Origin of the sequence: Aquimarina aggregata (assembly GCF_001632745.1) — a bacterium.
GTDB lineage: Bacteria > Bacteroidota > Bacteroidia > Flavobacteriales > Flavobacteriaceae > Aquimarina > Aquimarina aggregata.
The window spans coordinates 109,859-123,083 of the sequence record NZ_LQRT01000005.1; the positions used below are offsets into that span (position 1 = coordinate 109,859).

Annotated in this window: 14 protein-coding genes; 2 read left to right on the top strand and 12 right to left on the bottom strand. The window is 32.6% G+C overall.

The annotated features are described in order from the left end of the window. The 5 genes from AWE51_RS08615 to AWE51_RS08640 form a co-directional block, all read right to left on the bottom strand. Positions 1 to 786 (bottom strand): GLPGLI family protein, encoded by a 786-nt coding sequence (locus AWE51_RS08615; protein ID WP_099098778.1) that lies wholly within the window; start codon positions 784 to 786, stop codon positions 1 to 3. Between the two features lie 10 nt (positions 787 to 796). Further along, on the bottom strand, positions 797 to 1,588 hold the full coding sequence (locus AWE51_RS08620; protein ID WP_066312233.1) for a GLPGLI family protein: 792 nt from the start codon (positions 1,586 to 1,588) through the stop codon (positions 797 to 799). Positions 1,589 to 1,671: 83 nt separating this feature from the next. Continuing rightward, complete coding sequence (locus tag AWE51_RS26980; RefSeq protein WP_066312234.1) at positions 1,672 to 1,872, bottom strand: hypothetical protein; 201 nt, start codon at positions 1,870 to 1,872, stop codon at positions 1,672 to 1,674. 449 nt (positions 1,873 to 2,321) lie between these two features. Further along, positions 2,322 to 2,783: a hypothetical protein gene (locus AWE51_RS08630; RefSeq protein ID WP_157766047.1), complete on the bottom strand. Its 462-nt coding sequence runs from the start codon at positions 2,781 to 2,783 to the stop codon at positions 2,322 to 2,324. Positions 2,784 to 3,251: 468 nt separating this feature from the next. Then, entirely contained in the window at positions 3,252 to 5,099 is a 1,848-nt protein-coding gene (locus AWE51_RS08640) for a serine hydrolase (RefSeq protein WP_066312238.1), read from the bottom strand. Between the two features lie 164 nt (positions 5,100 to 5,263). Here AWE51_RS08640 and AWE51_RS08645 point away from each other — a divergent pair, with 164 nt between their 5' ends. Next, positions 5,264 to 6,943, top strand: a complete 1,680-nt coding sequence (locus AWE51_RS08645; protein WP_066312242.1) for a histidine kinase — start codon at positions 5,264 to 5,266, stop codon at positions 6,941 to 6,943. 3 nt (positions 6,944 to 6,946) lie between these two features. Beyond that, on the top strand, positions 6,947 to 7,648 hold the full coding sequence (locus AWE51_RS08650; RefSeq protein ID WP_066312247.1) for a LytR/AlgR family response regulator transcription factor: 702 nt from the start codon (positions 6,947 to 6,949) through the stop codon (positions 7,646 to 7,648). A gap of 52 nt (positions 7,649 to 7,700) precedes the next feature. Here AWE51_RS08650 and atpG read toward each other — a convergent pair whose 3' ends face one another. The 7 genes from atpG to AWE51_RS08685 form a co-directional block, all read right to left on the bottom strand. Beyond that, positions 7,701 to 8,561 (bottom strand): ATP synthase F1 subunit gamma, encoded by an 861-nt coding sequence (gene atpG / locus AWE51_RS08655; RefSeq protein WP_066312248.1) that lies wholly within the window; start codon positions 8,559 to 8,561, stop codon positions 7,701 to 7,703. Positions 8,562 to 8,604: 43 nt separating this feature from the next. After that, a complete protein-coding gene (atpA, locus tag AWE51_RS08660) occupies positions 8,605 to 10,185 on the bottom strand; it encodes a F0F1 ATP synthase subunit alpha (RefSeq protein WP_066312251.1) in 1,581 nt (526 codons plus the stop codon). Positions 10,186 to 10,259: 74 nt separating this feature from the next. Continuing rightward, positions 10,260 to 10,787: an ATP synthase F1 subunit delta gene (gene atpH / locus AWE51_RS08665; RefSeq protein ID WP_066312253.1), complete on the bottom strand. Its 528-nt coding sequence runs from the start codon at positions 10,785 to 10,787 to the stop codon at positions 10,260 to 10,262. 7 nt (positions 10,788 to 10,794) lie between these two features. Further along, positions 10,795 to 11,295 carry a F0F1 ATP synthase subunit B gene (locus AWE51_RS08670; RefSeq protein ID WP_066312255.1) on the bottom strand — a complete coding sequence of 167 codons (501 nt, stop codon included), beginning with the start codon at positions 11,293 to 11,295 and terminating at the stop codon, positions 10,795 to 10,797. A gap of 97 nt (positions 11,296 to 11,392) precedes the next feature. Next, positions 11,393 to 11,584: an ATP synthase F0 subunit C gene (gene atpE, locus AWE51_RS08675; protein ID WP_066312258.1), complete on the bottom strand. Its 192-nt coding sequence runs from the start codon at positions 11,582 to 11,584 to the stop codon at positions 11,393 to 11,395. Between the two features lie 36 nt (positions 11,585 to 11,620). After that, positions 11,621 to 12,688 carry a F0F1 ATP synthase subunit A gene (atpB, locus tag AWE51_RS08680; RefSeq protein ID WP_066312261.1) on the bottom strand — a complete coding sequence of 356 codons (1,068 nt, stop codon included), beginning with the start codon at positions 12,686 to 12,688 and terminating at the stop codon, positions 11,621 to 11,623. A gap of 101 nt (positions 12,689 to 12,789) precedes the next feature. Then, positions 12,790 to 13,215 carry a DUF6168 family protein gene (locus tag AWE51_RS08685; RefSeq protein ID WP_066312264.1) on the bottom strand — a complete coding sequence of 142 codons (426 nt, stop codon included), beginning with the start codon at positions 13,213 to 13,215 and terminating at the stop codon, positions 12,790 to 12,792. Between the last annotated feature and the right edge of the window lie 10 nt (positions 13,216 to 13,225).

Below are 13,225 nucleotides of genomic sequence, written 5' to 3' on the forward strand. Positions count from 1 at the left end.
CTATTCAAACCTTTCTAAGCTATAATTTTTTGGATCAGGGCAAACATCACAATCCGTCATTATCCTAGCTCCTCTAGGTAATGAAGCTCTTGCCTTTGCCATCGTTTCATCATATTTGTTTTTTAGTGCCGTAATGTAGGTGTTCAGATCTTTAATTTTACTGATATCGGGCTTCTTTAATTTATCTTTAACCTCGTTAATATCAGGATTTAAATTTATTGTAGTAGCCCTAAATTCGTACTTTCCTGTTTCTTCACTCACTTCGACAATCAGGCCAGGTAACCCTCTTAATTTCCATGGACCATGCGATATTGGAATTTCTGAAGTAAACCAAACCGTATATTCACGTCCTCTAAACTTAGCTGTAGCTTTTTGACAGGTATATTCTCCTATTTTTTTGCGTTCCTCATGCAATTGCCATGGAATTTTTTGTATGGTATCTCTTATAAAATATAGCTTTTGGGCTATAGATTCTCTAAAAATCAATTCATTGGTTTTAGTATTTGTATAATAATACGGCTTAGGTAAATTACTCTTTACAATTTTATCGGATATCATTTCACCATTTGGCCCTACTCTTTCCTTTTGTTTATTTCCTACCAATTTTTTTGCATCACCGATCTTTTCATAAAAAGATGTAGTCTCATCAAAATAAAGCCTGTATGGATTGGCAAAAGACACTCCGTTTTTATTGTTGATAATATTCTGGTATTCAACAATACCGCTATATTGATCTTGCGCCGTAATCGTTATTGTAAACAATAGTAATACTAATGCTTTATTCATAAACTTAGGGTTACTCAAATCTTTCTAAACTTCGATTATTTGGATCAGGACAAATATCACAGCCCTCTAATGATTTACCCCCTCTAGGCAATGAAGCTAGCATCATTGCTCTTTCGTCTTTAGCCTTATTTTTTATAACTTCTTTGTATCCATCGAAACCTATTATATCTTTAGCTTTAGTCTTAGGCTTTTGTAATTCCTCTTTTACCTTTTCATGATCAGGACTTAGATTAATTTTAGTGGCTCTAAATTCATATTTCCCCGTTTCTTCGGTAACTTCTAGAATTAAACCTGGTAACCCTCTTAATTTCCAAGGCCCATGTGATACTGGTATTTCTGTTGTAAACCAAACGATATATTCTCTTCCTCTATATTTTGCCATTGCTTTTTGACATTCATATTCACCTATTTCTTTGTAATCTTCTTCTAATTTCCAAGGAATTACCTCTAAGCTATCTTGAACTATATAGGATTTTTGTACTATTGTTTCTCTAAACAATAAGTTTTTATCCTTTGTATTGGTATAATAGTAAGAAAATGGCAGGCTAGATTTCAAAATTTTGTCTGTTACTTGTTGCCCTTCTGATCCGTAAGATTGTTCTTCGTTTTTATTTATTCTTTTTGCATCTCCCATTCTTTTATACATAGACCTTTCAGCGTCAAAATAAAGTCTATATGCTGTGCCAAAAGATACACCACCAGGATTATTAATAATTCTTTGATACTCTACAATTCCAAGATTTGGCACTTGTGAAAATGCAAAGTACCCTACTAATACAAATAGATATAATATGTTTTTCATTTTAGTTTTAGTTTTAAACCGTTTCTATAATTTAAAAATTATATTACTTTTATCTATTAAAGATTTAAATTATTCTACAGAGTTTAACAAGACTGTATTACGACATCAACTATCTCTCCGTCATGATTGTAAATATGCGTAATTCTAGTACAAAATTCTAAATCCTCAGTAGAAGTTACTTCTGCGCTATTTTTCATTTTTGTATTTATATTCAAATCTGTGCTTATTGCATAGGTAGATATTGTACCTAATAATATTCCTAAAGTTAAAACGATTTTTTTCATATGATATTAGATTTTAAAAATTAATGATTTGTTGTATTTATTAATTACAGAAACGGTTTTCTAATGTTACATTTTAGATATAACACGGCTCTTTTAGCTCTTTCAAAAAAGCCATAAGTAATCTTGCTTAAACAAAACTTGTCTAAGTCAATAGTGTACATCAAAAAAATTATGAAAATTCGATTCTGGGTAGGTACAAAAGACTGTTATCGAATAACGAAATAAATATACTATGCTTTTTAGAAATCTGGTTACGGGTTTCCGCAAGGAAAAATTTATAAAAGAACACCTAAGAACACAACTAATTAATAATAAACAATTTACTAGATTCACAAAAATGTTTTTGTGATATGTTTAACTTATCTATGGTAGACTTTTAACACAAGCCAAATTCTTCAAAACATATCAAAAAGTAAATAGGAAATTGAATAAGTCGCTTACCACTCTTATTATTTTTTAACCGATTGACGAACTCCAGAAATACAGATTACATCATCTCCCGATAAATGTTTTACTGCTACATATACTTCTTTAGAATCCTCTAAAAACTCAACAGTATATGTTTCTTCTATATTTGAAGTACTTAGTATTCTAACCCCATAATTTATGAGCTCCTCTTCTGCGATAAAAGAAAAACATTTTTCAATTACAACAGATTCTGCTATACCCCAAATCCATCCTGGATTATCTAATGTATTGGTAGCGCCATACATTCTAATAGCACCTGTTCTTGGTATTGAATCCAAATTGTACAGTCTTACGCCGCAAGTTTCATCATTTTTATTAATAAAATCTGCACAAGGATCTTCTTCGATACGGTCATCAAAACTTGTATTGTCATCATTATTACAAGAGACGAGCATGATAGCGTGTAAAAAGACAACCAGTAATTGTATGTGAGATTTTTTCATAATCAGAGCTTAAAATTATTCGTACACCCTTTAGACTGTCTAATTTGTAAAAGTTGCGTCATCAATTAAAAAAAGAAGTTTAAACTAGTTGCCCGCTCAACAAATGCAGTTTATATGTTTTATGCATATAGTCTTCATCATTCGAGCTCCGGGGTGTAATTTTAGGCTTCGCAATCTAAAATTTGAGCTACCTATACCATGCTATGAGCCTTTTTAACCTTCCGTTGGGTCATTTTGACGAAGTGTTGAATCTTTGGGGTGTAATTTTGGGTCAATACGGTTAAAATTTGAGCCCTTTAGGTTAAAAATTAGACCATGCCTCTCTAATTTTAGCGCTCTGACGTCTAAAATTCCGTCTAACAGATCCAACCGAGGGCCTTTTTGGCCCAACGGAAGGTCTTTAGCACTAATTTTTCTTTTTTTATACATCTTTTTATTTTCGCCAGCAATGTTATACTGAGCTTATCATTATAATTTACGAGTTAATTCTAAAACTTTTTGCGCCACACGTTCCTTGTAATCATCAGAATTATTAAGTGCTGCTGCTTTTTTATAATTAGCGATAGATTTTTTTATGGCTCCAGTTAACTCATAAATCTCTCCTAAGCTATCAAATGTATTATATGACGATGAATGTTCTTTTGCATTAAACTCTAATACTGCAATAGCTTTTTCCATATTATTTTCTATATAAAACTGATATCCAAATTCGTTAAGCATTGCTTCATAATTTAAACTAGGTGCTTCTTTTTTTACTTTTTTATATGTGATTATCGCATCATTGATGTCATTCTGCATAAAAGCATTGATCAACTCGGTTTTATGATTTCTAACGGCTTCTTTTTTAATAATCACTTTATTTTTTTTATCTACATCTCGATAAATTACTATTCCTTCGAATTTATTTGTTGCACTTAGATTAAACTGTACATAGTTTGGGTAATCTTCAATTTTAAAAGTGTTGTTGCCCAAGTAGAACATTTTATTTTTTTTCTTATTTAATATGAATTCAAACAGAGGAGAATTAATGTATACCTCTCCATTTTCTTCGAAAATTTTATCGATGACTTGAGCACTAAATAAAAAATCTAAATAAGGTCCTTGAATGGCTGATATCAATTCTTGAGGCGCTTTATGTAGTAGTGATTTTTGAATAGGTTTTTTCCAACCGCGCATGGTAATTACCTCGTTTCTTAAAAACCCCATTACTGGCATTCTATTGGGTTTATCTCCGTTAGCTAATATCGCAATCCCATTACCACCGTTCATGGTTGCCATAAATTCTCCGCCAACTCCTGTATTTGATCCCCCGTGAGAAAACCAATCTAGGTTACCGATTCCAAAAGATCTTCTCCAACCAGCGCTCCAACCCCCAATTTTGTCAAGAGTAACAATATCAGTAATTCTTTTGGCAACAGCATTTGATACTACTTTGTTGTTTTTATTACGTAACGCATTTTGCATTTCGATAGCGATCACAGATAAATCTGATGGCGTAGACCACATTCCGGATGGTGCAACTTGTGGAGTAATAGGTAATCCTGTTTTAATAATCTCTCCTTTACTATTGTGCACTTTTGCAACATTGGTAAGAAAACCATCCTCATTTGGCTGTTTCATAGTTGTGTTTTCTAATCCAAGAGGAGTCAAAATATGTTCTTGCATTAATTCTGCTAATGGTTTTTTGAAATGATCTTCCAAAGCCATTTGAATAATTACATATCCACCACCACTATACTCCCAATCTGTTCCTGGTTCAAAAATAAATCCAATTTCTTTATCATATCTCGGAAGCAGTTCTCCTTTTAAACTCTGCACAATAGTTGGGATTTTATCACCTTCGTAAAAGTCAGCAAAACCTCCTTGAGTAGTTCCTGCCGTATGTGATAATAGTTGCATCCAAGTGATTTGACCTGACTTTTTAAAATTACTTTTTGGCAACTTCCAACGTTGCAGATATTTTGAAATTGGACTATCTAAATCTATTAATCCTTTCTCTTCTAAAACTCCACACAGCATTGCCACTACAGCTTTTGATGTAGAAGCTGTTGAAAATGATGTATTGGCATCTATTTTATCATCAGAATTTGCAGCTTTTATACCCCACTCTTGTGTCCAAATAACTTTATAATCCTCAAAAACAGCTACACTTAATCCATACAGCTTATGCTTTTCCATTTTTTCTTTAATAGTTACCGCCAAAGCATCAAATTCTGAAGATTCTTGAAAGTTGCTATTTTGTTGTGCATTAATTTTAAATGTATAATCGCTAACTACGATTATAAGGGCTACAATTATAAATTTTATCGTTTTCATAGTAATAACATATTAGTTCGTAAATTGATTTTGATACAAATTCATGTTTTATTTACGAGATTAAAAGTGTTTTTTTACCAACTGCTCTATAGCTATTTAAACTGCATTTTTGAACTCTATTTTTAAACTAACTTAGCCGTTGATAATCGATTTATTTTTAATACATGCTATATAAACTGTTTAAAAAGTTGTCTTTTCTTATCATCGTCTTGCTTGTGATTTCATGTCAAGATGATTACCTGGTGTTAGCACCTAAGGCCAAATACAAAATAGGCGATGATCCTTCATGGACACAGAAAAATTTTGATGATAGTACTTGGGCAAATCAAAGAGACAATTATAACGATCGCATTTTTTGGGTACGTATGAAAGTTGTACTTCCTGAAGATCCAGAACCATTTAAACCACAAGGTGTACTTGTTTATGCTTTTGGCGCCTATGAGCTATATTGGGATAACATTCTTATTGGTACTAATGGGACGCCTGGTAAAGAAAACAATATTGATAAGATAGGCGAGGTTGATAGGTCCTTTATCATTCCTCATCATTTAGCAAAAAAAGGAGAACATAGCGTAGCATTTAGAGTATCACAAAAATATCATCCAGATAAAGACAGAGGATTTGGCTTGGTTTTCTCAAATTACAAGAACTTAATTCAAGCACCACTTGTATTAACATCAATTACATATATTCTAGCAGGTGCTTTTTTCCTTACTGCTATTTACTTTTTTATACTTTATTTCAATAATCGAAAGTTTTTTCCTGTTCTATTATTTAGCATTTGCTCATTTCTCTTCTTTCTTTTAATCATTATAGAATATGTCAAATTCTATCTCCCCATACATTACAGTGATTTTTATATTAGATTAGAAATTATAGGAGTATTGACCTTTTTGATATCATTTTTGATACCTGTTTATTTTTCTATTCAGTTTTCACTTCCAAAAAGAAAAATACTAGTCCCATTATACTTTCTTTTTTTGATTTTACTTTACTTTCTAAATAGAGGTCATTATGATTTTACTACCAAATTACTAATCGTTAGTATGTGGATAGCATCGGCGGGTATTGTTGGGCATGCTGTTTTTAGAAAAAAATCACAGGCTATCGTTGTACTTACTACTCTATTAATCAATGTTCTATTATACAATTTCTTAGCATATGACATGAGTTTGATACTAAGTTTTACGCTTCTTTTACTTTGTATGTTCTATCTTCTTGCACTACAAATACGAGAACAACGTAAATCGTATGAGCATTCATTACTACAAACCAGTCGATTAAAAAACGAGTTGCTAAAGAAAAAAATACAACCTCATTTTTTAATGAATACACTTACCTCACTAATAGATTGGGTAGAAGAATCACCTGCCAAAGGGGTTAATTTTATAGAGGCTTTGGCAGAAGAATTTAATTTATTAAACCAAATCGAAGACAAAAAACTAATCCCGATCACCCAGGAAATACAACTTTGTAAGAGTTTTTTAAATATCATGAAATATAGAAAAGAAATCGTTTACTCGTGGGATGAAAAGAACATTGATCAAACCAAAAAAATTCCTCCGGCTATAATTCACACTTTAGTCGAAAATGGCATCACACACGGTCTCCCTAATGAACATAATGAAATAAGGTATCGATTTAGTCATGAATCAGATTCTGATAGCACCAAATACATTTTACAAACCATCGCTTCTCTAAGAAAACCTGATAAAAAAATACAAGATGGAACAGGTAATGCGTATATAAAAGCTCGATTAACTGAAAGTTATGATGAAAAATGGCACTTTACCTCCCAAAAAACAACCAATGGGTGGGAAAACACAATAACAATATATCACTAGTTTATGAATATTTTAGTCATTGAAGATGAATCAAGAATAGCTAAAAGAATTTTGAGAATGACTCGAGAATTCTTTTTAAATACGTTAAATGAAATAACACATATAGAGTCATTACAAGAAGGTATAACTTATATACAACATCATAAGGTTGACCTGGTACTCCTAGATCTTAATCTTAATGGAGATAACGGCTTTGATCTTTTAAAAAATACAGTTTCTGAGTCTTTTCATACCATTATTATATCGGCATATAAAGAACAGGCTTTAAAAGCTTTTGAACACGGTGTTTTGGATTTTGTTCCCAAACCTTTTAATAAAGAAAGGTTAGATCTTGCATTTAATCGCGTACTTAATAAGGAAGATATACATACAAAAAACATTAAGTTTTTAGCCGTAAAAAAGCGTGGAGAAATTCAACTCGTTACTATAGAAAACATTATTTATATCAAGGGTGCTGGTATGTATTCAGAACTTGTGCTTACTAATGGAAAAAGCTTTTTACACGACAAATCTCTAGAAAAACTAGAGCAATTGCTTCCAGATACTTTTATTAGATCACATAAATCTTATATTCTAAAAATTGAAGAAATTAATGCTATTAAAATCAGTTCGGGTAGTAAGTACTTTGCAGAGTTAAAAAATGAAGAATTATTACCTATTGGGCGAACGCGATATAAATACTTAAAAGAAAGAATGTTTAAATAAAAAAAGCCTCTTCTGTAGTATAGAAGAGGCTTTATAATATGATTTAAAATAATTAGTTATTCAATGCTTCTGCACCACCAACGATCTCTAAGATCTCATTAGTAATTGCAGCTTGTCTTGCTTTGTTATAAGACAATTTAAGTGCATCTCTAAGCTCTGTAGCATTATCGGTAGCCTTATGCATCGCTGTCATACGCGCACCGTGCTCAGAAGCAAAAGAATCTCTTATAGCCTTATACAATTGTGTCTTTAATGACTTTGGAATTAATTGTTCTACAATTTCTTCTTTAGACGGCTCAAAAATATAGTCAACATTAGTGGCAGTACCACCTTCTATAGGAACAATTGGTAAAAACTGTTCTGTAGTTACCTCTTGCGTTGCAGCATTTTTGAACTTATTATATACGATTACAATCTTATCGTAAGAACCGTTTGTAAAGAACTCCATTAATTCTTCGGCAATAGCAGCTACATTAGCAAAAGTAAGATCATCATACACCTCACTTTTATTAGCTACTACTGTGTGTGTTTTAGAAACTACATCGTTGATTTTTTTACCTATAGTAACAAAATCTACTTGTTTTCCTGCATAGTCATTTTCATACAATCCTTTAACACCTTTAGCAATATTAGTATTAAAAGCACCTGCTAGTCCACGATTAGAAGCAATCCCTACAACCAATACTTTATTTACTTCGCGTTGCTCTGCATAAACACTAGCACTATCTCCTTCTAGAGAAGCACTTAAGCTTTGTAGAAGCTCTGTAAGTTTATCTGCATATGGTCTCATAGCAGTAATCGCCTGCTGTGCCTTGTTCAACTTTGCGGCAGATACCATTTTCATGGCACTTGTGATTTGCATCGTTGAAGATACAGAGGTAATTCTACTACGTAATTCTTTTAAATTAGCCATTTCTTATAATTATGAATTCTGAATTCAGAATTATGAATTTTTATTAAGCTTTATATTTAGCTGAAATCTCCTTACAAGCTGATAATAACACATCTGTTACCTCATCTGTTAATTTTCCAGCTTTTAAAGTATCTAGTGTATCTCTATGCTTAGCATTAAGGTACTCGATAAAATCACCTTCAAATTCTTTGATCTTATTTACAGGAACATCTCTTAATAAGTTCTTAGATCCTGCATAAATAATTGCGATCTGATCTTCTACAGTGTATGGATCATTTTGCGCTTGCTTTAAGATCTCAACATTACGCTTACCTTTTTCAATTACATTCAAGGTAGCTGCATCAAGGTCAGAACCAAACTTAGCAAAAGCTTCTAGTTCACGAAACTGTGCTTGATCCAGTTTTAGCGTACCCGCAACTTTCTTCATTGATTTTATCTGTGCAGATCCTCCAACACGTGATACCGAGATACCTACGTTAATTGCCGGACGTACACCAGAGTTAAATAAATCAGAAGTTAAGAATATCTGACCATCGGTAATCGAAATTACATTGGTTGGGATATATGCAGATACATCACCAGCTTGTGTTTCGATAATTGGTAATGCTGTTAATGATCCACCACCTTTTACTTTATCTTTTAAAGTATCTGGTAAGTCATTCATATCTTTTGCGATACTATCATCAGCAATCACTTTTGCAGCACGCTCTAATAATCTTGAGTGAAGGTAGAAAACATCTCCAGGATACGCCTCACGTCCTGGTGGACGACGTAATAATAAAGATACCTCACGGTATGCTACAGCTTGCTTAGATAAATCATCATAAATGATTAATGCTGGACGACCTGTATCACGGAAATATTCTCCGATCGCAGCTCCTGCAAATGGTGCATATACTTGCATTGGTGCAGGATCAGAAGCGTTTGCTGCTACTATCGTAGTATATGCCATTGCTCCTTTATCTTCTAAAACCTTAGCAATAAGTGCTACTGTAGAAGCTTTTTGCCCTATAGCAACATATATACAATATACTGGCTCACCAGCATCGTAAAATTCTTTTTGATTAAGAATCGTATCAATACAAACTGTTGTTTTACCTGTTTGACGGTCACCGATTACCAACTCACGTTGTCCTCTACCGATAGGTACCATTGCATCGATTGATTTGATCCCTGTTTGAAGAGGTTCTGTTACCGGCTGACGGAAAACTACACCAGGAGCCTTACGCTCTAATGGCATTTCAAAAGTTTCACCTTCAATAGGTCCTTTACCATCGATAGGGTTACCTAAAGTATCCACTACACGACCAACGATTCCTTCTCCTACATTGATAGATGCAATACGTTGTGTACGTTTTACTGTTGCACCCTCTTTAATTTCTGTTGAAGAACCTAAAAGTACTACCCCAACATTATCTTCTTCAAGGTTAAGTACAATACCCTCTAAACCAGATTCAAATTCAACTAACTCTCCATATTGAGCGTTAGACAATCCGTAAACTCTGGCGATACCATCACCTACTTGTAATACAGTACCTACCTCTTCTAATGAAGCTGTTGCCTCAAATCCAGATAATTGTTGTTTTAATATTGCTGAAACTTCAGCAGGATTCACTTCTGCCATTTTATAATAGTTTGTAAGAACAAGTATTAACTACTCTTTCTCTTATTATTAAATTTATATAATTGGTGTAATTATTAATTACTCAACTCTCTTTTTAAATTCGTAAGCTTATTTGCTATACTAGCGTTGTATTGTAAATCTCCTACTCTAAGAATAAATCCACCGATAATACTTTCATCGATTACATTCTCTATAGTAGCCTCATTACCTGTTAACTCTTTTACTTTTGCTTGTACTTTTGCACTTAATCCTTTATCTAAAGGGATGGCCGTAGTCACTGTAGCTACCTGAGTGTTATTTGACTTATCTAATAAAACAATATACTGTTTTGCAACATCACCTAACAGATCAACTCTTTTATTTTCAATCAAAACATCAAAAAGGTTTTGCGTAAGTTCTCCAGTACTTTTAAATATCTCTTTTAAAGAAGCTAGTTTTATTTCACTTTTTATAAGAGGGCTATTTAATACCATTTTGAGCTCTGCGCTATCACTAACGGTAGTGATAATACTTTGCATATCCTTCTGAACATCTTCAGTAGTTTTTTTGTCCTGAGCCAAACTCAAAACTGCTTTAGCATAACGTATTGCTGCTCTACTCATGTTATGATTAGTTTAAAGTAACATCTCCTAACATAGACTCGACTAATTCTAATTGCTTGTCTTTGTTATCTAATTCCTTTCTTACTACTTTCTCTGCAATTTCTACAGAAATTCCCGCTACTTGACTTTTTAGGTCAGCAATCGCGGCTTTCTTTTCGCTTTCGATAGTAGCCTGTGCTTGTGCAACGATTTTATCAGCTTCTGTTTGCGCTTCAGCTTTTGCATCAGCGATTATATTTTCTTTAAGCTGCTTTGCTTCTTTAAGCATACCATCACGTTCTGCTCTTGCTTCATTTAAGATGCGCTCATTATCAGCTTGAAGGTTTTGCATTTCTTTTCTTGCAGACTCTGCAGACTCTAATGCATTTTTAATTCCTTCTTCTCTGTTGTTTACAGCTTCTAAGATAGGTTTCCAAGCAAATTTTCTTAATAATAAAAGTAATCCTACAAAAAGTAGTATCTGCCAGAAAAAAAGACCGAATGAAAAATCGTTTATTAACTTATCCATAATTAATTTATGTTATTTTCTTTATGGTTTAATCTTTAAAAATATAAAACAACAACTGTAACCAACCGTTACAGTTGTTATCATTTGTAATAATGAATTAAGATGCGAATAACGCAGCAAATCCAATACCTTCAATAAGAGCGGCTGCAATAAGCATAGCTGTTTGGATTTTACCAGAAGCTTCTGGTTGACGTGCGATAGCTTCCATCGCTTGTCCACCAATTCTACCGATACCAACTCCAGCACCTATAACAATTAAACCTGCTCCAACAATTCTTGGGATATCCATGATTATATAATTAAAAATTAAACTTCAAATTAACTATTAATGATGTGCCTCTTCATTTGCCATACCAAAGTATAGTGCAGACAACATCGTAAATATATATGCTTGTAATGCAGCTACCAATAATTCTAATATTGATAACGCAAATGCTAAACCAAATGATAATGGACTACCAATCCAACTTTTGAAAATAAATATTAACCCAACAATACTCATAAGTACAACGTGACCTGCAGTCATGTTGGCATACAAACGAATCATTAATGAAAATGGCTTAATGAAAATACCTAGTAATTCTATCGGCGCCAAAACTATCTTCATAAATGTAGGTACACCAGGCATCCAGAAAATATGACCCCAGTAATTTTTATTCGCTGTAAAGTTTGTGATCAAAAAAGTAAGCAATGCCAAACCTAAAGTAACAGCTATGTTACCTGTAACATTAACTGCCAAAGGAGTCATTCCTAATAGATTTAACAACCAAATAAAGAAGAATGTTGTAAGCAAAAAGCTCATATACTTCTTATATTTTTTCTCTCCGATATTTGGGATTGCAATATCATCCCTAACAAAAAGCACTAAAGGCTCTAAGAAACGACCTACTCCTGTAGGGATCCCATTATTTTTCTTGTATGATTTAGCTAAACGACTAAACATAAAAAACATTAGTAAGCCAATTAGTAACATGCTTACTACATTTTTAGTAATCGAAAAGTCTAATGGTTTTGCATTTGTTGCATGATGATGGTCATCATAATTAATAGTACCCGCTGCATCTGTTTTGTAGATTTTAGAATGGTACAATTTGTAGAAGTTACCATCTACTTCAGCAACAGTTTCTCCATGATGAAATTTTGAAGAAGAAAACACCTTTACCCCATTATCCCAAAGAATTACTGGCAAAGGAAAACCATAATGTTTATTTGCTTCTTTATCAGAAAATAATGTAAAATCGTGAGAGTCTTGAAGGTGATGATCTATAAATTCTTTGATCTCAGTTTTTAAATCTCCATTACCTTCTTTTTCAGATTCTTTTGCGGATAAATTTGCAGTGGTAAAAACCAAAGCAAATATCAATAAAATTCTAACTACAGTACGGTTTTGCATTTTCACGGAAAATTTCGGTTCCTAAATTTCGGTGCAAATGTACATAATTATGTTATAATCTTAAACTATATTTAACTAAATAAGTTTGATATTATTAGTTGTTATTTAATTTGTTGATTATCAGTGTATTGTGTATTCTTCAGGATTTTGGAAATATAATAGACTTCTAAGACCACTGAAATCACATACGGAATAAAAAAATCCAGAAAGATCGTTTTATCAATTTCTACTCCTCCCATTTTTGTAATAGCTGCAAAAATCCCAAGTTTAATAAGACTTCCTGCCATAAAAATAAAACCTATTTGGTCTTTAAACTTTTTTCTAAACACAATGATTATAAGAAAAAGTACAATTGTAAAGGCTCCATTAAAAAGATAAGACAGATCTAATATATAGGTATTACTATGAAACGAGAAGTATTGTATAGTTTGGGTATGTATAAAATAACCTACTACTAAAATTCCTATAAATAGTATTAAAAAGCGGGATAAACTCTGAAGTGTTTTACTATCAAAAACGTTGTTCATGTTTCAAAAA

Excerpts from the sequence above, each read along its gene's own strand:
- atpG (WP_066312248.1), bottom strand. The coding sequence starts at position 8,561 with ATGGCTAATTTAAAAGAATTACGTAGTAGAATTACCTCTGTATCTTCA.
- AWE51_RS08630 (WP_157766047.1), bottom strand. The coding sequence starts at position 2,783 with ATGAAAAAATCTCACATACAATTACTGGTTGTCTTTTTACACGCTATC.
- AWE51_RS26980 (WP_066312234.1), bottom strand. The coding sequence starts at position 1,872 with ATGAAAAAAATCGTTTTAACTTTAGGAATATTATTAGGTACAATATCT.
- atpA (WP_066312251.1), bottom strand. The coding sequence starts at position 10,185 with ATGGCAGAAGTGAATCCTGCTGAAGTTTCAGCAATATTAAAACAACAA.
- AWE51_RS08685 (WP_066312264.1), bottom strand. The coding sequence starts at position 13,215 with ATGAACAACGTTTTTGATAGTAAAACACTTCAGAGTTTATCCCGCTTT.
- atpH (WP_066312253.1), bottom strand. The coding sequence starts at position 10,787 with ATGAGTAGAGCAGCAATACGTTATGCTAAAGCAGTTTTGAGTTTGGCT.
- AWE51_RS08645 (WP_066312242.1), top strand. The coding sequence starts at position 5,264 with ATGCTATATAAACTGTTTAAAAAGTTGTCTTTTCTTATCATCGTCTTG.
- AWE51_RS08620 (WP_066312233.1), bottom strand. The coding sequence starts at position 1,588 with ATGAAAAACATATTATATCTATTTGTATTAGTAGGGTACTTTGCATTT.
- AWE51_RS08670 (WP_066312255.1), bottom strand. The coding sequence starts at position 11,295 with ATGGATAAGTTAATAAACGATTTTTCATTCGGTCTTTTTTTCTGGCAG.
- atpB (WP_066312261.1), bottom strand. The coding sequence starts at position 12,688 with ATGCAAAACCGTACTGTAGTTAGAATTTTATTGATATTTGCTTTGGTT.
- AWE51_RS08615 (WP_099098778.1), bottom strand. The coding sequence starts at position 786 with ATGAATAAAGCATTAGTATTACTATTGTTTACAATAACGATTACGGCG.
- atpE (WP_066312258.1), bottom strand. The coding sequence starts at position 11,584 with ATGGATATCCCAAGAATTGTTGGAGCAGGTTTAATTGTTATAGGTGCT.
- AWE51_RS08640 (WP_066312238.1), bottom strand. The coding sequence starts at position 5,099 with ATGAAAACGATAAAATTTATAATTGTAGCCCTTATAATCGTAGTTAGC.
- AWE51_RS08650 (WP_066312247.1), top strand. The coding sequence starts at position 6,947 with ATGAATATTTTAGTCATTGAAGATGAATCAAGAATAGCTAAAAGAATT.